This window comes from Rhizobium sp. 05L429, assembly GCF_056397645.1.
Map to the genome: position 1 here is coordinate 79528 of NZ_JBFTNV010000027.1, position 20557 is coordinate 100084.

15 protein-coding genes are annotated in these 20557 nt (G+C 60.2%); 4 read left to right on the forward strand and 11 right to left on the reverse strand.

Annotation, left to right across the window (positions count from 1 at the left end):
* Window positions 1-58: 58 nt before the first annotated feature.
* Together AC1DNW_RS25060 and AC1DNW_RS25065 are read right to left on the reverse strand one after the other, a co-directional pair.
* Window positions 59-1954 carry an ABC transporter ATP-binding protein gene (locus AC1DNW_RS25060; protein WP_477854671.1) on the reverse strand — a complete coding sequence of 632 codons (1896 nt, stop codon included), beginning with the start codon at window positions 1952-1954 and terminating at the stop codon, window positions 59-61.
* Window positions 1955-1977: 23 nt separating this feature from the next.
* On the reverse strand, window positions 1978-3831 hold the full coding sequence (locus AC1DNW_RS25065; RefSeq protein ID WP_477854672.1) for an ABC transporter ATP-binding protein: 1854 nt from the start codon (window positions 3829-3831) through the stop codon (window positions 1978-1980).
* A gap of 309 nt (window positions 3832-4140) precedes the next feature.
* Between AC1DNW_RS25065 and AC1DNW_RS25070 the strand changes: the two genes are divergently transcribed.
* The 3 genes from AC1DNW_RS25070 (at window position 4141) to AC1DNW_RS25080 (ending at window position 8694) form a co-directional block, all read left to right on the forward strand.
* Window positions 4141-5010 (forward strand): aldose 1-epimerase family protein, encoded by an 870-nt coding sequence (locus AC1DNW_RS25070; RefSeq protein WP_477854673.1) that lies wholly within the window; start codon window positions 4141-4143, stop codon window positions 5008-5010.
* 275 nt (window positions 5011-5285) lie between these two features.
* Complete coding sequence (locus tag AC1DNW_RS25075; RefSeq protein WP_477854674.1) at window positions 5286-6692, forward strand: FAD/NAD(P)-binding protein; 1407 nt, start codon at window positions 5286-5288, stop codon at window positions 6690-6692.
* A gap of 76 nt (window positions 6693-6768) precedes the next feature.
* Window positions 6769-8694 (forward strand): hybrid sensor histidine kinase/response regulator, encoded by a 1926-nt coding sequence (locus tag AC1DNW_RS25080; protein ID WP_477854675.1) that lies wholly within the window; start codon window positions 6769-6771, stop codon window positions 8692-8694.
* 55 nt (window positions 8695-8749) lie between these two features.
* Here the strand turns inward: AC1DNW_RS25080 and AC1DNW_RS25085 are convergent, their stop codons facing one another.
* From AC1DNW_RS25085 to cyoA, 5 genes are read right to left on the reverse strand one after another with little or no spacing between them, the layout of a single operon-like run.
* A complete protein-coding gene (locus AC1DNW_RS25085) occupies window positions 8750-9508 on the reverse strand; it encodes an SURF1 family protein (RefSeq protein ID WP_477854676.1) in 759 nt (252 codons plus the stop codon).
* A gap of 45 nt (window positions 9509-9553) precedes the next feature.
* Window positions 9554-9955, reverse strand: a complete 402-nt coding sequence (gene cyoD / locus AC1DNW_RS25090) for a cytochrome o ubiquinol oxidase subunit IV (RefSeq protein ID WP_113296889.1) — start codon at window positions 9953-9955, stop codon at window positions 9554-9556.
* Window positions 9952-10572: a cytochrome o ubiquinol oxidase subunit III gene (gene cyoC / locus AC1DNW_RS25095; RefSeq protein ID WP_113296888.1), complete on the reverse strand. Its 621-nt coding sequence runs from the start codon at window positions 10570-10572 to the stop codon at window positions 9952-9954. The genes cyoD and cyoC overlap by 4 nt, the downstream gene beginning before the upstream one ends.
* A 6-nt stretch (window positions 10573-10578) precedes the next feature.
* The gene (gene cyoB / locus AC1DNW_RS25100; RefSeq protein ID WP_113296887.1) at window positions 10579-12582 is read right to left on the reverse strand and encodes a cytochrome o ubiquinol oxidase subunit I; all 2004 of its coding nucleotides are present in this window, start codon (window positions 12580-12582) and stop codon (window positions 10579-10581) included.
* Window positions 12583-12624: 42 nt separating this feature from the next.
* Window positions 12625-13785: a ubiquinol oxidase subunit II gene (gene cyoA, locus AC1DNW_RS25105; RefSeq protein WP_477854683.1), complete on the reverse strand. Its 1161-nt coding sequence runs from the start codon at window positions 13783-13785 to the stop codon at window positions 12625-12627.
* Window positions 13786-14159: 374 nt separating this feature from the next.
* Between cyoA and AC1DNW_RS25110 the strand changes: the two genes are divergently transcribed.
* The gene (locus AC1DNW_RS25110; protein WP_113296885.1) at window positions 14160-15491 is read left to right on the forward strand and encodes an MFS transporter; all 1332 of its coding nucleotides are present in this window, start codon (window positions 14160-14162) and stop codon (window positions 15489-15491) included.
* 73 nt (window positions 15492-15564) lie between these two features.
* Here AC1DNW_RS25110 and AC1DNW_RS25115 read toward each other — a convergent pair whose 3' ends face one another.
* From AC1DNW_RS25115 to AC1DNW_RS25130, 4 genes are all read right to left on the reverse strand, one after another.
* Complete coding sequence (locus AC1DNW_RS25115) at window positions 15565-16032, reverse strand: cyclic nucleotide-binding domain-containing protein (RefSeq protein WP_477854677.1); 468 nt, start codon at window positions 16030-16032, stop codon at window positions 15565-15567.
* A gap of 96 nt (window positions 16033-16128) precedes the next feature.
* A complete protein-coding gene (locus tag AC1DNW_RS25120; RefSeq protein ID WP_477854678.1) occupies window positions 16129-18843 on the reverse strand; it encodes an ABC transporter transmembrane domain-containing protein in 2715 nt (904 codons plus the stop codon).
* A 194-nt stretch (window positions 18844-19037) separates the two neighbouring features.
* Window positions 19038-20171 (reverse strand): glycosyltransferase family protein, encoded by a 1134-nt coding sequence (locus AC1DNW_RS25125; protein ID WP_477854679.1) that lies wholly within the window; start codon window positions 20169-20171, stop codon window positions 19038-19040.
* Window positions 20168-20557 (reverse strand): glycosyltransferase family 4 protein (locus AC1DNW_RS25130; protein WP_477854680.1); only part of this gene is annotated, 390 nt, incomplete at its 5' end. The genes AC1DNW_RS25130 and AC1DNW_RS25125, both read right to left, overlap by 4 nt.

Genomic DNA, 20557 nt, shown 5'->3' on the forward strand with positions numbered 1-20557 from the left:
CACTGAAATCCTCAGGGCGAATTCGGCCGGGTCAAACGCGCAATCGCGACTGCCGGCATCAGGTAGCCGATTCCGTCGCCGTCTCTTCCAGCACATCCTCGGGAATATCGTCGAAGGATGCATAGTTGAGATTATAGAGCTTCGAATAAAGCTTGCCGTTCTTCATGAGTTGCTGGTGATTGCCGCTCTCGACGATCTCGCCATTCTGCAGCACGATGATGCGGTCAGCTTCCCGGATCGTTGCCAACCGGTGGGCGATGACGAGGCCGGTCCGGTTTTCGAGCAGCTTTACCAGTGCCTTCTGGATCAGCATTTCGGTATAGCTGTCAATATTGGCCGTTGCCTCATCAAGCACGAGGATCTTGGCATCGGCCACCAGCGCGCGGGCAAAGGAGAGCAGCTGGCGCTGGCCGAGCGAAAGATTGCCGCCGCGCTCTCCAAGCATGCTGTCATAGCCGAGTGGCAGGCGCATGATGAAGTCATGCGCGCCGACGGCCTTGGCGGCCATGATGATCTGTTCCCGTGTCGCTTCAGCCTTGTGGTAGCGGATATTTTCGAAGACGGTGCCTGTGAAGAGGAAGGGTTCCTGCAGCACCATGGCGATCTGCTGGCCGAGAGAATCCTGTGTCAGCTCGCGCACGTCGTGCCCGCCGACCACGACCTGTCCCTGCTGCACTTCATAGAAGCGGTGGATCAGCGACATACAGCTCGATTTGCCCGATCCCGTCGGGCCGACGAGAGCGACCGTCYCGCCGGGATTTACCCTGAAGCTCACATGTTTGAGCACCGGATGCTTCGGATTGTAGCCGAAGACGACGTCGCGGAACTCGACCGATCCGTCCATATCGGGCGACAGGACCTTGGCGTCGGGTGCGTCCTTGATATCGACGGGCACGTCAAGCACATCGGTCAACCGCTGGCCAGACGCCATGGCGCGCTGCATGACCGAATATTGCAGGGTCAGTGAGCGGATTGGGTCGAAGAAACGCTGAATGTAGAAGAGGAAGGCGACAAGCACGCCGACGTCGAGCGCCTGGTTCAACACGCGCGAACCGCCGACAACGATGACGAGCGCCATGGCGATACCGGTCAGCGAATCGACGATCGGGACCATGACCTGGGCGTACCGCGCCGCCGTCAGATGCGTCAGCAGGTTGGCATGCGCCTTGTCGTCATAGAGCGTGAAGTTGACATCCTGCCGGTCCATGCTCTGGACCGCGCGCACGCCGTGAATCGCTTCCGCCAAGGCGCCGTTCGCCACCGAATTCGTCTCATGCGCGGMCATGAAGGATTTGCGCGCAAGCGGCAGCCAGAAGAGCCGCACGATGAAGAGCACCGGCAGCACAGAAAGTGTCAGCAGGCCGAGCTTGAAATCCAGATAGAGCATCACGAAGACGATGCCGAACAGCAGGAAGATATCGCCGACCGACAGCACGCAGGTCTCAAGGAATTCCTGCATCGAATTTACGTCGCCTTGCAGGCGCGACATCAGCCGGCCGACTTCCGTTTTGTCCATGAAGGACAGTGAAACGCGCTGGAGATGCGAGAACATGGCCCTGCGGATATCGAAGAGCACGTTTTCCGCCACGCCGCCAACCAGTGTTTCCTGAAAGTAGCTGGCGCCGTAGTTGATGAGGATGGCGATCAGGAAGGCAACGATCGCCCATGTCAAAGCCGAGCTGTTGGTGTCTGGCTGCATGCCATGGTCGATGGCGTAGCGGATGATCAGCGGGATCATGAGCTGCATGCCGGTGAAGACGAGCACGGAAATAACCGACAGAATGACGTCGCGCCGGTAGGGATGCACAAAGGCCCAGATGCGTTTGACGATGTTGGAATCGAAGACCTTGCCGAAAATTTCCTCTTCGACGCGCTGCGACCCGACGACCGCCCGCGGCGGGCGTCTGCCATCCTCGCGAACATCGGGACGTTCGGTTTCCAGTTCCTCGGCCATGTATTTCCTCCAGCGCCGGTTTCTTACGCGCTCAAAGCGTCGTCGCCCGGTCGCACCTGCAAATCGTAAAGTGCCTTATATCGTCCGCCGAGCGCCAAGAGCTCGTCATGCGTGCCCTGCTCGACGATACGGCCGCCCTCAATGAAAAAGATCCTGTCGGCATGCATCAGCGAACTCAGACGGTGGGCGACAATGATCGTCACCCGATCAGCGGCGTAGCGGCGCATGGCGCTGCGGATGCGCTGTTCGGTGGCTGCGTCGATCGCAGCCGTCGAATCKTCGAACACCATCACGGCGGGTTTGAGCATCAGCGCGCGGGCGATCGAAAGCCTCTGGCGCTGGCCGCCCGAAAGTGAGACGCCGCGCTCGCCGACGACAGTGTCGTAGCCGGTCGGCAGGCCGAGCACATAATTGTGCAACTGCGCGCTTTCGCTGGCGCGCTCGATCCTGCCTTCCTTGGCCCAGGGATCGCCGTAAGCGATGTTGTTTTCGATCGTCGTGGTGAACAGGAAGGAATCCTGCTGGACGACGGCAACGGACCGGCGAAGCGATTGCAGCGTCGCCTTGCGGATATCCTGACCGTCGATGGTAACCTTGCCGCCTGTCGGGTCATAAAAACGCGGGATCAAATGTGCGAGCGTCGACTTGCCGCTGCCGGGCGGGCCGACGATGCCGATCGTCTCACCGCGCTTTGCTTCGAAGCTGACATCATGCAGTACCTCGTGCATGGGTGAGCTCGGATAGGCGAAGCTGACATTCTCAAAGCGCAGCGTGCCGTCGGTGATCGTCAATTCCTTGGCATCGGGTGCATCGCGCACGGCGATCTCAAGGTCGAGCAACTCGAACAGACGCGTACCGCAGGTCGAAGCACGTGCGAAGGCGTTGACCATCAGGCCGAGCTGGCGCACTGGCATCTGCAGGATGGTCATGAAGGTGAGGAACGAGGCGAGCGTACCGACGGTGATCTCGCCAGAATGCACCTTGCCGCCACCGACCCACAGCACCAGCCCCATGGCCACAAAGAAGGAAAAGGTCATGGCGCTGGTATTGATGACACGAATGCCGACACGCTGATGGGCAAGTTCCAGTGCATTCTTCGAGGCCTCGTCGAACTTCGAGAGTTCGTGGTCCTGGGCTGCGAAAGCGCGCACGACACGAATGCCGCCAAGATTTTCTTCCATGATGCGCGTCAGCACCGAAAGCCGCTGCTGCAGGTCGAGCCAGGTGGCGCGCAGGCGAAGCTGGGTCGCAGAAGAGCGCCAGCCGACGAAGGGCACGAAGGAGAGCGCCAGCAGACCGAGCACCACGTCGGTCGAGAGCAGCATATAGGCGCCGATGCCGATCAGCATGGTCAGCAGAAAAACCCGCACGAGCGCGGTGGAAAAATACATGCGCACGCCTTCCAGATCGAGCAGGCCGACCGTGATCAGGTCACCAGAATGCACGCTGTCATGGAAGGAGAAGGAGAGGCGCTGAATCTTCTCGTAACACGCAAGGCGCAACTCGTAGCCCATATGGTGGCCGACCKCCTCGCTGTAATAGTTCTGGACCATCGTGAAGAGGCCGCGCAGCACGCTGGCGCCGAGCAGAAGCAGCGCCGTCGTCAAAAGCGCATCCTGCGCCTGCTGTCCGACAGTGCCGCCATGAAGCGCCACCTGCGTATGGTCGACCGCCTGGCCGAGCAGGCGGGGGATCAGAAGCTGGAAGGTTGAGGCGATCAGGGTAGCGCCGATGGCGAGGCCTGCTTGCCAGGGATGGCGGAAGGCCATGACGGTGATGCGGAACAGTGTGTAGAGGCCCTTGCCCCACCCTGCCGCGGTTGCAAGCGCCAGCGAAGCCGAAGGCTTCGTCGCGCGTGTGGACGCATCGCTGCTCACGGTATTTTTCCAATAAATGTGTGCTCGGACCAAGTGGCCCGGAAGGACGGCAAATCCATGAAGGGATTGATAGCACATTCAGTTTTGCCGATTCCGGCAGGGGGTTCAAGTAAAGAATTCACCAACCGGTTATTTTTACGTGAGCCTTTCTCGGATTGGGCGGCAACGTCATGTCGAGGACTGCCGACCACACGCAGCAGGCGCATTTTTCTGCCTGAAACTGAAAGTCTCAGAGCGTAGCATCACCAGTGGAAATCCGCTTACCGGGCATGTATGGTCCGCTCGCCAATCAGCACGAAGGGGCGTTCGATGTCATCCACGGTCCGGATCTCAAATCAGTTTCTTACCGTCGACGTTTCCTCGCTCGGTGCGGAAATGCAGGCGCTGACATCGAGCGACGGGCGCTCCTGGGTCTGGAACGGCGACGCCGCCTTCTGGACCGGCCGTTCGCCGATCCTGTTTCCGATCGTTGGCAAGGCGCCGAACGATACTCTTAAAGTCGATGGCCATAGCGCACCGATGGGCCAGCACGGTTTTGCCCGCCGCAGCGAATTCATACTGGCGTCCTCGTCCGAAACGAGCTGCCGCTACGAGCTTTCCGCTTCCGAATCGACAAGGGCGGTCTATCCCTTCGATTTCCTGCTGGCCGTCATCCATAGCGTCGAAGGCCGGGCGCTGACCGTTGCTGGAGAAGTCACCAACCGCGATATCAGGCAGATGCCTTTCGGTCTCGGCTTTCATACGGCTTTCCTCTGGCCGCTGCCCGGTGCTGTCAACAAGCCGCATACAGTCACGCTCGACAATGGCGCCGAACCTGCGCTTGTCCGGCTCGAAGGTGGGCTGATCTCGCCGACGAAGCTTGCCTCGCCCTTCAAGGCGGGCAGCCTGGTGCTCGATCATTCGATGTTCGAGCAGGATGCGATGATCTTCCCCGAAGGCACAGGCGCTGGCCTGCGCTATGAGGCTGAAGGCGGTCCGGCCATGCATTTCAGCTTCGAGAACCTTCCTAATTTGGCGCTCTGGACCAAGCCTGGCGCTCCCTTCCTCTGCGTCGAGCCCTGGCACGGAACGGCCGCCGAAAATGGCGGTTCGGACGATCTGGAGGGGCGCCCCTATACGAAGGTACTTGCTCCGGGCGAAACGGCGCGCTTTTCGTTCACTGCCGAAATCCTGACATAGGCCGAACCAATTTCCGTTTTGGATCAGCGTGTTGTGCAGGTGGTAAAATAAACTTCTTGCCACCTCGCGCTTTTCACGCTTTCATACACGACTAGTTTAATAGACTATGGGTCGGCATGAGAATGCCTTCTCCAGCCTGGAATGGTTCCAAACGGAACCCGATTTGGCGGCGAACGTTTTGCATGGCCGCATGAACCTGCCCAACGCATGGCCTCAGACGTCCTGCGTTGAAACCTTGATCGAGACACATGCGGATGAGCCGCAAGGGAGTTGAGATGACGGTTCAGGGACTTTTTTCCGGCAAGGCGAATGCGGCGGCGCAGATTTCCGCCATGCCGCGCATTGCGATCGTCGGCCGCGGTTTTTCCGGCATGATGATGGCGGTCGCGCTGATGCGCACCGTGCGCACGCCATTCCACCTCCAGCTTTTCGATCCGAATTCTACTGTCAGCGGTGGTCAGGCTCTCTCCGCGGCGCGGTCGTCCACCATTCTGAATACGCGCGTTCGCGACCTCTCCGTCTCGCTCGGCGACACCGACGATTTCAACGACTGKCTCTGTAGCAACGCCGAATTCCGCGCCGCCGTTCCGGCAGCGATCCCCGGCTTCCGGCAGATTTTCGTACCCAGGGAAATCTTCAGCGACTATGTCTACCAGCGCTTTTCCGAAGCGCTCGCCGCTCGCAGGGATATCACCGTTCAGGTCTGCCATGATCCGGTCGTGGCGATCCGCAGAAGCCATGGCAGCCGCTTCCTCTTGGAAAGCGCCAATCCGTCCAATCCACTTTTCGATACCGTGATCCTGGCGACAGGTTACGGGCTGCCTCGACCCGAGGCCGGGGAGCAAGAGGTTTCACCGGTCAGGGCGCAGCGCCTCGTCGCCCGGCCGCATACGGTGCTTCTCGGCAGCGGCATTCGCGTCGTGGACCAGCTGCTGCAGCTTCGCGACGCCGGTTATACCGGCCAGGTAACGATCATTTCACGGCACGGTTTCCTGCCGCAGAGCCACACGCCGAATTCTGCCGATCCGGTTTTCCCGGTCGAGGCGCTACCCCAAAGCCTGCCTGACATCGTCAGCTTCATCCGCCAGGCCTGCCGCGAGGCGGAGGAGGAGGGGCGAAGCTGGCAGTCGGTCATGAACGGCCTTCGCAGACACGCTCGTTCGCTTTGGCAGTCGCTGCCGGCGCGCGAGAAGCGCCAGTTCAACAGGCATCTGCGAGCGATCTACGACAGCCACCGCAATCGCCTGCCGGAGACCATGCATCTGCGCCTCAAGCGGGAGCTTGCCGAGGGCCGCACGGTGCTCAGGCGCGGTCGCGCCGGGCGTCGAGGTCTCAGCGGCCTGTTCTTCACGCCGGTCGGTTCGTCGAGCGAGGAGGTCATCCATGCCGAACGCATCATCGATTGCCGTTGCCATGCGCCTGATCTTTCCGCTCCTGTGATCGAGAGCTTGCTCGCGGCGCATCTCGCCATGCCCGACGAGCTTGCGCTTGGACTGGCGGTCAATGCCCGCGGCGAAACTTTCCTGGACGACGGCTCGTCAATCGATGGGCTTTTTGCGGTCGGCCCGCTTGGCCTCGGCAGCCTGCCAGACATCGATCTCGTGCCTGAGATCGTCACGCAGGCCTATTCGGCGTCGGAACGAATTGCCGAACGGTTTTATCCGCAAAGCCAAGCCGTCTGAGGGAATCGTCGTTTCAACGGGAACCATCGGCCCGAGCCGGCGTTATAGTGCGCTGGTGGATCGTTTAGAGGGGCAGATGGAAGCCGTGGATCGATATGATACGTCTCTTCAGGACGAGGGGCGTTTCCGGTTGCTCGTTGATGCAATCACCGACTACGCGATCTACATGCTGAGCCCCGAAGGTTATGTGACGAGCTGGAATTCCGGCGCCCAGCGTTTCAAAGGGTATCGTGCCTCCGAAATCATCGGCCAGCATTTTTCCCGCTTTTATCTGGATGCCGACCGGGAAGCCGGCCTGCCAGCCCGCGCGCTCTCGATTGCTACGAATGAGGGACGCTTCGAGGGGGAGGGCTGGCGCCAGCGCAAGGATGGTACGCGCTTCTGGGCCCATGTCATCATTGATCCGATCCGCCATTCCTCGGGCGAGCTGATCGGGTTTGCCAAGATTACTCGTGACCTGACGGAACGCAAKGCGGCAGAGAACGCGTTAAAGCGCAGCGAAGAGCAGTTTCGCCTTCTCGTTCAGGGCGTCTCCGATTATGCGATCTATATGCTCGACCCCGAAGGCAACGTGACGAGCTGGAATTCCGGTGCCGAACGCATCAAGGGTTATCGGTCGCAAGAAATCATCGGCCGACACTTTTCCACTTTCTATACGGATGAGGATCGCCTTAACGGATTGCCTGAGCAGGCGCTGGCCACCGCCAGCCGCGACGGACGGTTCGAAAGGGAAGGCTGGCGCCAGCGCAAGGACGGCTCCCGCTTTTGGGCCAGTATCGTAATCGACGCGATCAGAGACGATTTCGGCGACATTATAGGCTTTGCCAAGATCACCCGTGACATCACCGAGAAGATGGAAACGCAGCGTGCTCTGGAGCAGACCCGCGAAGAGCTTTTCCAGGCGCAGAAGATGGAAGCGATCGGCCAACTGACCGGCGGTATCGCCCACGACTTCAACAATCTGCTGATGGCGGTGCTGGGCAGCCTCGAAATCCTCAAGAAGCGCATGCCGCAGGATCCGGCTTTGTCGCCGCTTGTCGACAACGCCATGCTCGGCGCGCAGCGCGGTGCGGCTCTGACCCAGCGCATGCTCGCCTTTGCGCGCCGCCAGGAGCTGCAGGTGGAGAGGATTGATGTTTCCGAACTTTTGCGGGGCATGATGGACATGGTCTCGCGCTCCCTCGGTCCGGTCGCCTCGCTCGAAACCGTATTTCCCGAGAGCCTGCCGGCGATCGCCACCGATCCGAATCAGCTCGAGACGGCGGTGCTCAACCTCGTCGTCAATGCCCGCGACGCGATGCCCGACGGCGGGTCTATCAAGATCAAAGCCACTGAAGAGGTCGTGCCCGACGGCGGCACTCTGCCGGCCGGCCATTATGTGCGCGTCGCCGTTACCGATGAGGGCGAAGGCATGGCCGAAGAGACGTTGAAACAGGCGGTGACCCCTTTCTTCACCACCAAGGGTGTCGGCAAAGGCACAGGTCTCGGCCTTTCCATGGTGCAGGGGCTTGCAGGCCAGTCTGGCGGCAGGCTCGTGCTGAAAAGCCGGCTCGGTGAAGGCACGACAGCCGAGCTGTGGTTTCCAGTCACGGAAGCCGAAAAACTCTTCGAGCCGTCCGAACTGCCCTTGGCTGAAGCCGTGATCGGCCTGCGGCCGTTGCGCATCCTTGCTGTCGATGATGACGGACTGGTCTTGATGAACACGGCGCTGATGCTGGAGGATCTCGGTCATACCGTGTTCGAGGCGACGGCTGGCGCCGACGCGCTCGACATCCTTCGACGGGAAAGCGTAGATCTCGTCATCTCCGACCACGCCATGCCGCGCATGACCGGCTCGCAGCTTGCCGCAGCGATCCGCAGGGAGTGGGCGGACATACCGATCATCCTGGCGACCGGCTTTGCCGAGATTCCGGAAGGTGCTGGTATCGCCGACGTACCGCGGCTGGGCAAACCGTTCTCGCAGGCTCAGCTTGCTGAAGCGATCGGTCGGGCGGTGGTTTGATGTTAAGATTGACGACTGACGGCGAGGGCAGGCTGCGTCTCTACCCTGTGACCGCTTAGGTTTTACGACGAAGACTGACCTCGTTCCGCACGATATAGACGAGCAGCCCCGTCACCATGATCGCCAGCACATACCAGGTAATCGCATAGACAAGGTGGTTGTTCGGGAAGTCGACGACCGTCAACCCTCCGAGCGGAAAGCCGCCGGCATTGGGTGTCGCGTCCGCGTCGATGAAGAAGGGGGCAACGTCCGCAATGCCACGCTTCTCGGCAATGGCTGCGACATCGCGCGAATACCAGCGGTCGCCAGCCGGATCGTTGGAGCGCAGCAGCATGCCCTTCGGCTCGGTCATGCGCATCAGCCCAGTGACATCAGCAGAGCCGCTGATCTCGCTTTCGGGCCGCGAGGCCGGGTCGCGGTGGTCGGTCGGCACGAAGCCTCGATTGATTGTTATCGCGCTGCCATCCGCGAGCCTGAGCGGCGTCAGCACCCAATAGCCAGAGCCGAGCGCTGTCGATGCCGTGACCAGCGTTTCCTTGTCGTGTTCGAAGGTACCTGATGCCGTAACCCGGCGGTATTCGTCATCGGCGGCGTTGACTTTGCTCCAGTCGGCTTGCGCGGGCGGTGCGATGGGCTCGGCGTGGACGCGCGCATCGACGCGGGCGATGAGATCGAGTTTCCAGGAGAGTCGGTAGACTTGCCAGGTGCCGAGCGCGAGCAAGGCGGCGATGAGGGCCAGAAGGACGAGCCCAAGGATCGCAAGTGTGACGGGCGAACGCGGCCTGTCCTGTTGGTCGGAAGAAATATCGGTCATAGGTAAACCGCAACGGGCGACGTTGCCGCCGCCCGTTCCCAGCCTCTAGGGCATATTCTTCATCAATTCAGGGCTCATCGGCATCATGTTCGCATTCAGATGATACATGACCCAAAGCGAACCCGACAGCGCGATCGCGACGATGATGATCGTGAAGATCAGTGCCATGATCGTCCAGCCGCCTTCCGACTTCGTGTTCATGTGCAGGAAGAAGATCATGTGAACGACGATCTGCACGGCGCCGAGTGCCATCACCAGGATGGCTGTCACGATATGGTTTTCGAAGACCTCTCCCATGACCAGCCAGAAGGGGATGGCAGTGAGGATGACGGACAGAATGAAGCCCGTCACGTAGCTCTTGAAACTGCCGTGACCAGCCTGGTGCCCATGGCTGTGGCCGTGGTGAGCCTCGTGGGCATCCTCATGTGCGGGTGCTTGCGAACTCATCCGAGAACTCCCATCAGATAAACGAAGGAAAAGACGCCGATCCAGACGACATCGAGGAAGTGCCAGAACATGGAAAGGCACATCAGACGGCGGCGGTTGGCTTCATGCAGGCCGTGCATGGAGACCTGCACCATCAGCGTGATCAGCCAGATGATGCCGAAGGTGACGTGCAGACCGTGCGTACCGACCAGCGTGAAGAAAGACGACAGGAAGGCGCTGCGCTGCGGTCCGGCACCTTCATGGATGAGGTGCACGAACTCGTAAAGCTCGAGGCCGATGAAGACCGCGCCGAAGAGGCCGGTCACGGCCAGCCAGAACAGCGTTTCCGCCTTGGCGTTCCGCTCCATCTGCAGCATCGCAAAACCGTAGGTGATGGAGGAGAGCAGCAGCATCGAGGTGTTGATGGCGACCAGCGGCAGATCGAAGAGATCGGCTGGCGACGGGCCGGCCGCATAGCTGCGGCCAAGCACGGCATGGGTGGCAAACAGCACCGAGAAGATCAGGCTATCGCTCATCAGATAGAGCCAGAAGCCCAGATTGGTGCTGTTCTCCGGATGATGGTCTTCCGTCAGATAGAATTCAGGCTTTTCGGCCGTGTCGATAGTATGATCGCTCATGGTCTCTTACACCTGCTCGGCAAGCAGCCGAGTGCGCTTGCCTTCCGTTTCGGTGACTTCTTCTCCGGGAATGTAGAAGTCGCGGTTGTAGTTGAACGTATGGCCAATCGCGACGACGAGCATGGCAACGGCTGAGACGACCACCAGCCACCACATGTACCAGATCAGGCCGAAGGCGAGCGCTATGCTGATCGCAGACAGGATCGCGCCGGTGCCGGTATTCTTCGGCATGTGGATCGGCTTGAAGCCGCCGAGCGGACGCTCGTAACCGCGATTCTTCATGTCGTACCAGCTGTCGTGATCGTGCACGACCGGCGTGAAGGCGAAGTTGTAGTCCGGCGGCGGCGAAGAGGTCGACCACTCGAGCGTGCGGCCATCCCACGGATCGCCGCTGTCATCGCGCAGCTCTTCGCGCTTCCTGAAGGAGACGACGATCTGGATCAGGAAGGCGGCGATGCCAAGCGCGATCAGGCCGACGCCGAAGGCGGCGATGATGAACCAGATCTGCAGCGACGGATCATCGAACTGGCTCATGCGGCGGGTGACGCCCATCAGACCAAGCACGTAGAGCGGCATGAAGGCGAACCAGAAGCCGATCTGCCAGAACCAGAAGCTCATCTTGCCCCAGAAGGGATCGAGCTTGAAGCCGAAGGCCTTCGGGAACCAGTAGTTCACGCCGGCGAACATACCGAAGAGAACGCCGCCGATGATCACATTGTGGAAGTGGGCGATCAGGAACAGCGAGTTATGCAGTACGAAGTCGGCCGGGGGCACGGCAAGCATGACACCGGTCATGCCGCCGATGACGAAGGTCACCATGAAGCCGACCGTCCACAGCATCGGCACCTCGTAGCGGATGCGGCCGCGATACATGGTGAAGAGCCAGTTGAACATCTTCGCACCCGTCGGGATCGAGATGATCATCGTGGTGATGCCGAAGAAGGAATTGACGGAAGCACCCGACCCCATCGTGAAGAAGTGGTGCAGCCACACGAGGTAGGAGAGAATCATGATCACGCAGGTGGCATAGACCATCGAAGCGTAGCCGAAGAGGCGCTTGCCCGAGAAGGTCGCGACCACTTCTGAGAAGATGCCGAAGGCTGGCAGAACCAGGATGTAGACTTCCGGGTGGCCCCAGATCCAGATGAGGTTGACGTACATCATCGGATTGCCGCCGAGGTCGTTCGTGAAGAAGTTCGTGCCGGCGTAGCGATCGAGCGACAGGAGAGCGAGCGTTGCGGTCAGGATCGGGAAGGAAGCGACGATCAGGATGTTGGTGCAGAGCGCCGTCCAGGTAAAGACCGGCATCTTCATGAAGGTCATACCCGGAGCACGCATCTTCACGATTGTCGCGATCAGGTTGATGCCTGACAGTGTCGTGCCGACACCGGCGACCTGCAGGCCCCAGATATAATAGTCGACGCCGACGCCGGGACTATAGGCAGCACCCGAGAGAGGGGGATAGGCAAGCCAGCCGGTCTGGGCGAATTCGCCGATGAAGAGCGAGAGCATGATGATGATCGCGCCCGCCGTCGTCATCCAGAACGAGAAGTTGTTGAGGAACGGGAATGAGACGTCGCGCGCGCCGATCTGCAGCGGCACCACGAAGTTCATGAGGCCGGTGACGAAGGGCATCGCCACGAAGAAGATCATGATGACGCCGTGGGCGGTGAAGATCTGGTCATAATGGTGCGGCGGCAGGTAACCTTCATTGCCGTTGAAGGCGATTGCCTGCTGGCCGCGCATCAGAAGCGCGTCGGAGAAGCCGCGCAACAGCATGATGACGGCGAGAATCACATACATGATGCCGATCTTCTTGTGATCGACGCTGCAGATCCAGTCGCGCCAGAGCGGACCCCAGAACTTGAAATAGGTGATGATGCCGAGCACCGCGATGGCGCCGATAACGACGCCGATGAAGGTCACGACCAGGATCGGCTCGTGATAGGGGATCGCGTCGAGGGTCAACCGGCCGAAGATGAACTTCAGGAGGTCAGGATTGGAAAACATGGAACAACCCGTTCATTATGTCTTGCGACGCAAAGCGCCAGGTTAATTGTTATTGTTGAGCTGCGCCGGCGCCGGATCGCCGCCGTTGCTCGTGCCAGGCATGGAGTGACCCTCATGCTGCATGTCCATTCCGGGCATGTCCTGCATGTCGCCGCCGCTGTTCCTGGCCGGCTCGCTTCGCGCGGGAGCCCCGGTTGCGGGCACGGTCGCCGCAGGTGCAACGATGCCTTCGTCCGCATGGCGGTTGTCGTAGGTCAGCTTTTCGCGGTTTTCTTGGCTTTCCTTGCCGCCGCCGCCCATCATGTCGATGTGCATCATCTCGCCTGCACACATCTTGCCGGGCGTGGCGCACATGTTGAGGATCGCGTCGTAAAGGTCGGCATCGGCACCGGCATAATAGCGCACCGGCTCGTTCTCGCTCGGCTTTTCGAGCTTCAGATAGGTGTCGCGATTGAGCATCGTGCCGCGCTGCTTGACCTGCGCCACCCAGGCGTCGAAACCCTCTTGGTTCAGGCCGTGGAATTTGAAGCGCATGTGCGAGAAGCCTTCACCGCTGTAATTTGCGGAGAAACCGTCATACTCGCCTTCCTTGTTGATGACGGCGTGCAATCTCGTTTGCATGCCGGGCATGGCATAGACCTGGCCGGCAAGGGCAGGAATGAAGAAGGAGTTCATCACCGAGGAGGCGGTGATCTTGAAACTGATCGGCATGTCGACGGGAGCTGCGAGCTCATTGACCGTCGCAATGCCGAGGTCGGGATAGAAGAATAGCCATTTCCAGTCGAGTGCCACGACCTCGACGGTCAGCGGCTTGGTATCTGCCGGAATGGCACGGTCCGCATCGATACGGTCAAGCGGGCGGTAGGGATCGAGCTTATGCGTGGAAATCCACGTGATGGCGCCAAGCGCGATAATGATGGCGAGCGGCGCGGCCCAGATCACGATTTCGAGGCGCGTGGAATGATGCCATTCGGGCGCGTAGTTCGCGGCCGTATTGGAGCGCCGGTAGCGCCAGGCGAAAAACAGCGTGAGAAAGATCACCGGAATGATGATCAGCAACATCAGCACCGTGGAGACGATGATGAGGTCACGCTGTTGGGTGGCGATATCACCCGAAGGCGACATGACCACCAGGTTGCATCCTGCCAAAAAAAACAGCGGCAAGATCAGTAGAAGGCGGGAAAACTTTGACAGTTTTTGCACGTCTCTAAGCTCTTTTTGTTTCGTTCGATTGCCGACTAAAGCACTGGCACGCGCAGCGATATGAGGTCTTTGGTCGCAGTGCAACACGCATTTTGCACTGCGGGAGAAGTCAGCCTCCCTGACGCCGTTGAATCCTGATGAAATCAAGAAGGAATTTGGCGGGCGTCGATTTTTGTATATCCGAAATGTAAGGCTTTGCCCAATAAAACTCTGGAATAGGTCGGCCGGTATATTGGGCGATTTTTTCGGCCGCATTGATTTTTGARAATTCGGGAAAACTATTTGCGCAATCGGACTTGATAAGCTGCAAAGATGGAACAAGATCAGCTTGGGGTGCTTTGTCACAGGCACCTTGAACGAGGGAGGCGTTTCATATGGCTACTGCCAGACATTTAGGACCATCATCTTCATCGCTGGAAAGGGATGCGCGGCGCATTCACGACGACAAGCCGGTTTCGCCCGGCAGTATCGCGGTCGGCGTGGTGATCGGTCGCATGTCGGAATTTTTCGATTTCTTCGTTTACGGCCTTGCATCCGTACTCGTCTTTCCGCAGCTCGTCTTTCCCTTCGCACCGGATCGGCTGACAGGCACGCTCTATTCCTTTGCAATCTTCTCGCTCGCTTTCCTTGCTCGCCCCGTCGGATCGGTCGTCTTCATGACGATCGACCGTTTGTACGGGCGCGGCACGAAGCTCACGATCGCGCTCTTCCTGCTCGGCGGCTCGACGGCGTCGATCGCCTTCCTGCCGGGCTATGATGAAATCGGCTACTGGTCGATCGCCCTGCTGGCACTCTTCCGACTTGGCCAGGGCTTCGCGCTTGGCGGCGCATGGGATGGCCTTGCTTCGCTTCTGGCGCTCAATGCGCCCCCGAATCATCGCGGCTGGTACGCAATGATTCCGCAGCTCGGCGCACCGATCGGCTTTGCGCTGGCGAGCATCCTGTTCGGTTACTTCGTCGCAAACCTCTCCCCGGAAGACTTCCTCTCATGGGGCTGGCGTTATCCGTTCTTCGTCGCCTTCGCGATCAACGTCGTCGCACTCTTCGCCCGCCTTCGCCTTGTCATGACCAAGGAATTCGGCACCCTTCTTGAGCAGCATGAGCTTGAAGCCGCGCCGATCCTCGACGTGCTGCGCGTCCACGGCCGCGATATCCTGATCGGTGCTTTCGTGCCGCTGGCAAGCTTTGCCATGTTCCACCTCGTCACCATCTTCCCACTCGGCTGGATGAGCCTTTACGGCAACCAGCCGATCGGCGCCTTCATGGTGGTGCAGGTTATCGGCGCCATGGTTGGCTTCGTCGCCATCATCGCCTCGGGCATGATCGCCGACCGCATCGGCCGTCGCGCGCAGCTTGCGATCTGCGCTGTGCTCATTGCGATCTTCAGCTTCATCGGCCCGTTCCTGATTGGCGCCGGCAACAGCGGTCATGACGCCTTCGTCATCATAGGCTTCGGCGTGCTCGGTCTTTCCTTCGGCCAGGCGACCGGCTCGATATCGTCGCGTTTCGGGCGCGGCTATCGCTACACCGGTGCGGCCTTCACCTCCGACCTTGCCTGGCTGATCGGTGCCGGCTTCGCACCGCTGGTCGCGCTCAGCCTGTCGAGCCAGTTCGGCCTGACCTTCGTCGGCTACTACCTGCTCTCGGGCGCGATCTGCACGCTGGCGGCTCTTGCCTTCAGCCGGGCGCTGGAACAGCGCGAATAGCGCATAGGCATAACAAAAAAGCCCGCCTGGGAAACCCGGCGGGCCTTTTTGTTTGGGATCTTATTTTCGGACTTTATTGCGCCATCTGCGGCTGCTTGGCAGCGCGCGCGGCGGTCAGTTCGGCGGTCGTGTGGTTGAGACGGTCGGCGAGCACGCGCATGATCTCCACGGCCATTTCCGGGAAATCACTCAGAAGCTTGAGGAAATGTTCCTTGCTGATGCGCAAGACTTCGAGCGGAGAGGTCGCACGCACGGTTGCCGTACGCGAGACGTCGCAGAGAATGGCGATTTCGCCGACGATGGAATTGACCTCGACATCGGCAACCTTGATCTCGCCGGCAGGCGAGGAAACGATGATATCGGCCGTGCCTGACAGTACKACATAGGCGGCGTCGCCGACATCGCCCTGTCGGAACAGGTTTTGGCCGACGTGGTACGTCATGCGGTCGGAGGTGAAAGCCAAGAGCTTGAGTTTCGCTGGTGCGATCCTCGAGAAGATCGRCACCCGCCGCAGCATTTCGACTTCATCTCTCAACAGCATGAGCGTTACAATCCCCTGCCGCATGGTCCGTGATCATGCGCTAAAAACCAACTCCAAGCACCTTGCGGGCGCCGTCTCTGCCGCCCCAATAGAATATTACGATAACAGTTCCTTGAACATCCCGTTTTTCTCGGAAAGTTCCGGATAGTTGCCCGCCTCGGCAAGATCGCCGCGATCGAAGAGCAGAATCCGATCGAAGATTTCGGCAAGCTTGGCGTTTGACAACACCCAGATGATCGCCGGGCGTTTACCTTCCTCGTGCAGGCCTTCGATGATGTTGCGGGTGATCTGGTCCTGGATGCGCTGGTCGAGCGCGGGGATCGGCCGGTTGAAGATGAAGTAGTCGGACCGCTTGAGCAGCGCGCGGGCAAGATTGAGCTTCTGCCGCTGCACCCCCGTCAGCCGCTTGCCGCCGGAGCCGACGTCAAATTCAAGGCCGATCGACAATACGTCGTCATAGAGATCGAGCGCATCGAAGAGCTCACCCATGATGAGGCGAATGCGGTCGGAGGCATCGGCCTGCTGATAGGCGATTCGGCCGAAGAGCACGTTGTCCATAAGGCTCGCGGAGGCCGTGAAGCGGCTGATGTCATAACGCTCGATCAGTTCGGCGAGGTCGTCGGGGATATTCTGATGGAACTGCTTGCGGGCACTGACGATCTTGTCCGTCAGCGCCTGGGTCAGTAGGCCAAAGCGGTGCCGTGGTTCGATATAGGCAAAGCTCAGACGGATGATGCTTGCCCGGTCTTCCGGCGTCGCATCCTCGAAGCGCTTGCCCTGCAGTTTCTGCAGCAGCGCCTGATAGGTCGGGATGTCATCCGCCGTCATGAAGGTGAGCTGCTGGAAGAAGGGGTGGTCCGGCGGCAGGTCATGGAAGAGTTCCACCGCGTTCTCTGCAATTTCCAGMCCCATAGCATAGAGATCGGTGCTGAGCCCGGTATCGCGGAAGAGTTGCTGGAAATAGGGATGGCCGGCAAGCCGTCGGTTGTTCATCAGCGGCCGCTTCATCGTACCGAAGAGCAGGTTTTCGCCGACGGTTGCCTGCGTATTGTAAGCGTCGAAATCGAAAGGCACGACGATCGCGTCGAGGTTTTCCCCGGCAAGCCGCTCACGCAGCGACGTCCTGAGTTCGACGATATGGCTACCGAGCGCAGTATGAACCTCGGTATTGACGGTCGAGCGCAGCGCCAGATCCAGAATGTCCTGCGACATCATGACTGCGTCGAGCACCGGCCGGATCGCCTTCAGCAGGTCTTCAGGTCCATTTGCGCCGGCAGCGCCGTAGTCGACCCAGTCGCTGTTGAGGTCGAGCGTCGGATTGCCGGCCTTCTGCGATTCCGCCACGTGCCATTTGTATTCCTGGGCAGTCTTGTCATCATATTCGGGTTCTTTCATCGGCGCATGCTTGAGGCCGTAGACCAGGTTGTCGCGCAGCGTGCCGTGGAAGAAATAGCTGTCGGCGGCCGCATAGGAGATGCGCCGGCCGGTGATCGATTCCGGCAGATCCAGCAGATCCTGTCCGTCGATGGTGATGCGGCCGGAATCCGGCCAGACCAGACGGCCGAGCGCTTCGGCGAAGGCCTCCGCGCCGCTGCCGTTCGGCCCGACGATCGCAACTGTCTCGTTCGGTTTGATCTCGACGGAGACGTGATCGACGAGGCGTGCGCCGCTGTCGTCGCTGACAGAGAGGTTTGTGACGACGAAGGCGCTCGTCAGCGGCGCGATCGGCGCCGTTGCAAGCTCCTGGATGCGGCTATCGATCAGCGGCTCKACATTGAACTGCTCGTAGACCTGCGCATACTTGACCTGCACGTCCTGGCGCATCTGGTCCCAGTCGATCAGCTCCTTCAGCGGGCCGGGCAGGTCCTTGTAGGCGGAAATGACGGCGATGAGCTGACCGATGTCGAGCCGGCCCTGCAGCGCCAGATAACCGCCGATTGCGTAGAACAGGAAGGGCGTGACCTGGGCGAGGAAGTTGTTGATGAACTTGACCAGAAACTTCCACTGATAAAGGTCGTAGCGGATCGAGAAGATGCGGCCGAGGCGGGTCGCGATATCGGCACGCTCGAAATTGGAGGTGTCGTTGCCGTGGATCGTGCCGATGCCGTCGACGATCTCGCCCACGCGTCCCGAAAGTTCACGCGCGGTCAACTGGCGCTGGCGGCCGAGTTCCAAGAGACGCTTGCGCATGCGGGGAATGACGATGGCCTGCACGCCGACGATGCCCGCCGCGATCATGCCCAGCCAGAAATTCTGGATGATGATGAAGGCCAGCGCGGTAATCGCCTGACCGCCGAGCAGGGCGGGTGAGACGAAGGCGTCGCCCGTGAAGCCGCCCATCGGCTCCACCTCGTCCTTGATCATGGTGGCGATTTCGGCCGATTTCACCCGTTTGAAATGGGAGGGCGGGAAGCGCAGCACGCGATCGATAAGCTCGAAGCGGATGCGGCGCAGCATGCGTTCGCCAAGCCGACCCTTATAGGTGTTGATATAAAACTTGAAGAGGCCGTTCAGCACCACCAGCGCCAGGAAGACGAGGCTCAGCGCCATCAGCATCTGGAAGCGGTTGAGCTCCAGGCCCTTGAAGAATTCGACATGGCCGATCAGCGGGATGTCGTAGGCGATGTGCATGAATGTCTGTCGCGCACCCGGCCCTTCGAAGCCGTCACCCTGAATAGGTCCGTTGACGATCTGCTTCGGCAGGTCGAAGGATAGAAAGTAGGGCACCATGGAGGCTGCGACGACCAGCAGAATCCAGAGCTGCTGCAGCCGCGTGTTCTTCCAGATGTAGCGCGCGAGGCTTTTTTCCATGGCTAACCGTCAGACTGTGGGGAAAGTCCGTACAGCGATCCTGATGCTGGGGAAGGGAGAATCTCCGAGTACAGGACCATGCAGTCAGACCGCCGATATCGCAACGAAAACAAGGCGKAGCGGACTAATGTCGAAACGCCGATTCTCGCCGGAAATTTTCTTATATCACATGAATTTTAGAATAGGCGAGGGTTTCAGCCGATCATTGAGCGAATGATGGCCGCACTTTTTGCCGCTCCGTCGAGATTAAGGGAAACGGCCGGACGCAACGGTGCTGCAAGAGCCCGTTCGACCGCAGCCTTGACATCGTCGACGGTCAGCCCGTCCTCCGGGAGGATTTCGGCAAGACCAAGCGCCCGCAGCCGTTCGGCGCGCACGGTCTGCTCCGTCTCACCGGCCGCCATGAAGGGGATGAGGATCGAGTGGCATCGGGTGCGTAAGAGATCACCCACCGTGTTGTAGCCGGCCTGCGAGATCGAGACTTTCGCACCACGCAGCAGCGAGGGGAAGTCCTTGCGGAACCGCACCAGGGTGACATTGGCAGGCGCATATTCAGACAATGCGGAAAAATCGGCTGCGGGAAGGTTGGGACCTGTAATCAGCAGCCAGCTGATATCGGCAGGCAGGAGTGCGGCCGCACCGCGCGCGGCGCGCATCAGCTCCAGCCCAACGGCGCCGCCGCCCGCCGAAGCGATGATGTCGAATGTCTCGGATGGTTCCGGTGCCGGCGGCGGAGCAACGAGACCGGTATAGCGCAGCCGGTCGGCGATCTCGACGGTGAACGGAAAAGTGTCMTCCAGGCGCACGAATTCAGGATCGCCATGCACGAGCACGGCGTCGAAATGGTCCTTGATCAGCTTGACCGTTTCCTCGTCGCGGCCGGGCTTGCGGTTTTCCTGCAGGATGTCGCGCACCGAACTTAAGAGCTTCGGCCGCGGCTCGACGGTCTCAATCGCATCGAGCAGCGGCAGCAATTCGAAGCGCATCTGCCGACGGCCGAACGGGAAGGCCTCGATAATGACGACATCAGGCCTTGCTTCCTCAAAGGCTTTGAGAAGCAGGTCGCGTCGCCTGGAAAGAAACTCTTCGCCCGCAGCCTGCCCATCGACATCGGCAAGGCCGGAAAAGCCGATATTGCTGGCAACGACGGGTGGCAGCTCGATCGTCTTGACACCCTCGCCTGGAAAGCCAGGTACTGGCAGGCCGCCGGTGACGACGGTGACCTCGAAGCCATCCTTCACCAGCGCATTGGCGATGCGGCTGGCGCGTGCAATATGACCGATGCCGAGCAGATGCTGAACATAAAAGAAGATGCGGGGAGCTCTCATGACGCCTTCTGCCATTCTGCTTCGAACAGGCCGCTCAGCTGCCGGATGCTGGAATGATAATCAAAATGGTCGCGCACGCGCGACTCCGCCGCATCGCCCAGCCGCTCGCGCAGATCGGGATTGCGGATCGCCATCTCGAGCGCCTTTGCAAGGGCTGCCGGATCTTCGGGCGGCACGACCAGACCGTTTTCGCCGTCGCTCAGCAGTTCCGGCACGCCGGAGACGTTGGTAGAGAGACAGACGAGCCGCTGGCTGGAAGCCTCGACCAGCACGTTCGGCAAACCGTCGCGGTCGCCATTGGCGGCGATGCGGCAGGCGAGCGCGAAGAGGTCGGCGCGGCGATAGTGATCGAGCACGTCGTCCTGCGCCAGTGCACCCTTCCAGGT

Coding starts and splice junctions, on each gene's coding strand:
- AC1DNW_RS25070 (WP_477854673.1), top strand. CDS start 4,141: ATGTCATCCACGGTCCGGATCTCAAATCAGTTTCTTACCGTCGACGTT.
- AC1DNW_RS25085 (WP_477854676.1), bottom strand. CDS start 9,508: ATGACCGATATTTCTTCCGACCAACAGGACAGGCCGCGTTCGCCCGTC.
- cyoD (WP_113296889.1), bottom strand. CDS start 9,955: ATGAGTTCGCAAGCACCCGCACATGAGGATGCCCACGAGGCTCACCAC.
- cyoC (WP_113296888.1), bottom strand. CDS start 10,572: ATGAGCGATCATACTATCGACACGGCCGAAAAGCCTGAATTCTATCTG.
- cyoB (WP_113296887.1), bottom strand. CDS start 12,582: ATGTTTTCCAATCCTGACCTCCTGAAGTTCATCTTCGGCCGGTTGACC.
- AC1DNW_RS25110 (WP_113296885.1), top strand. CDS start 14,160: ATGGCTACTGCCAGACATTTAGGACCATCATCTTCATCGCTGGAAAGG.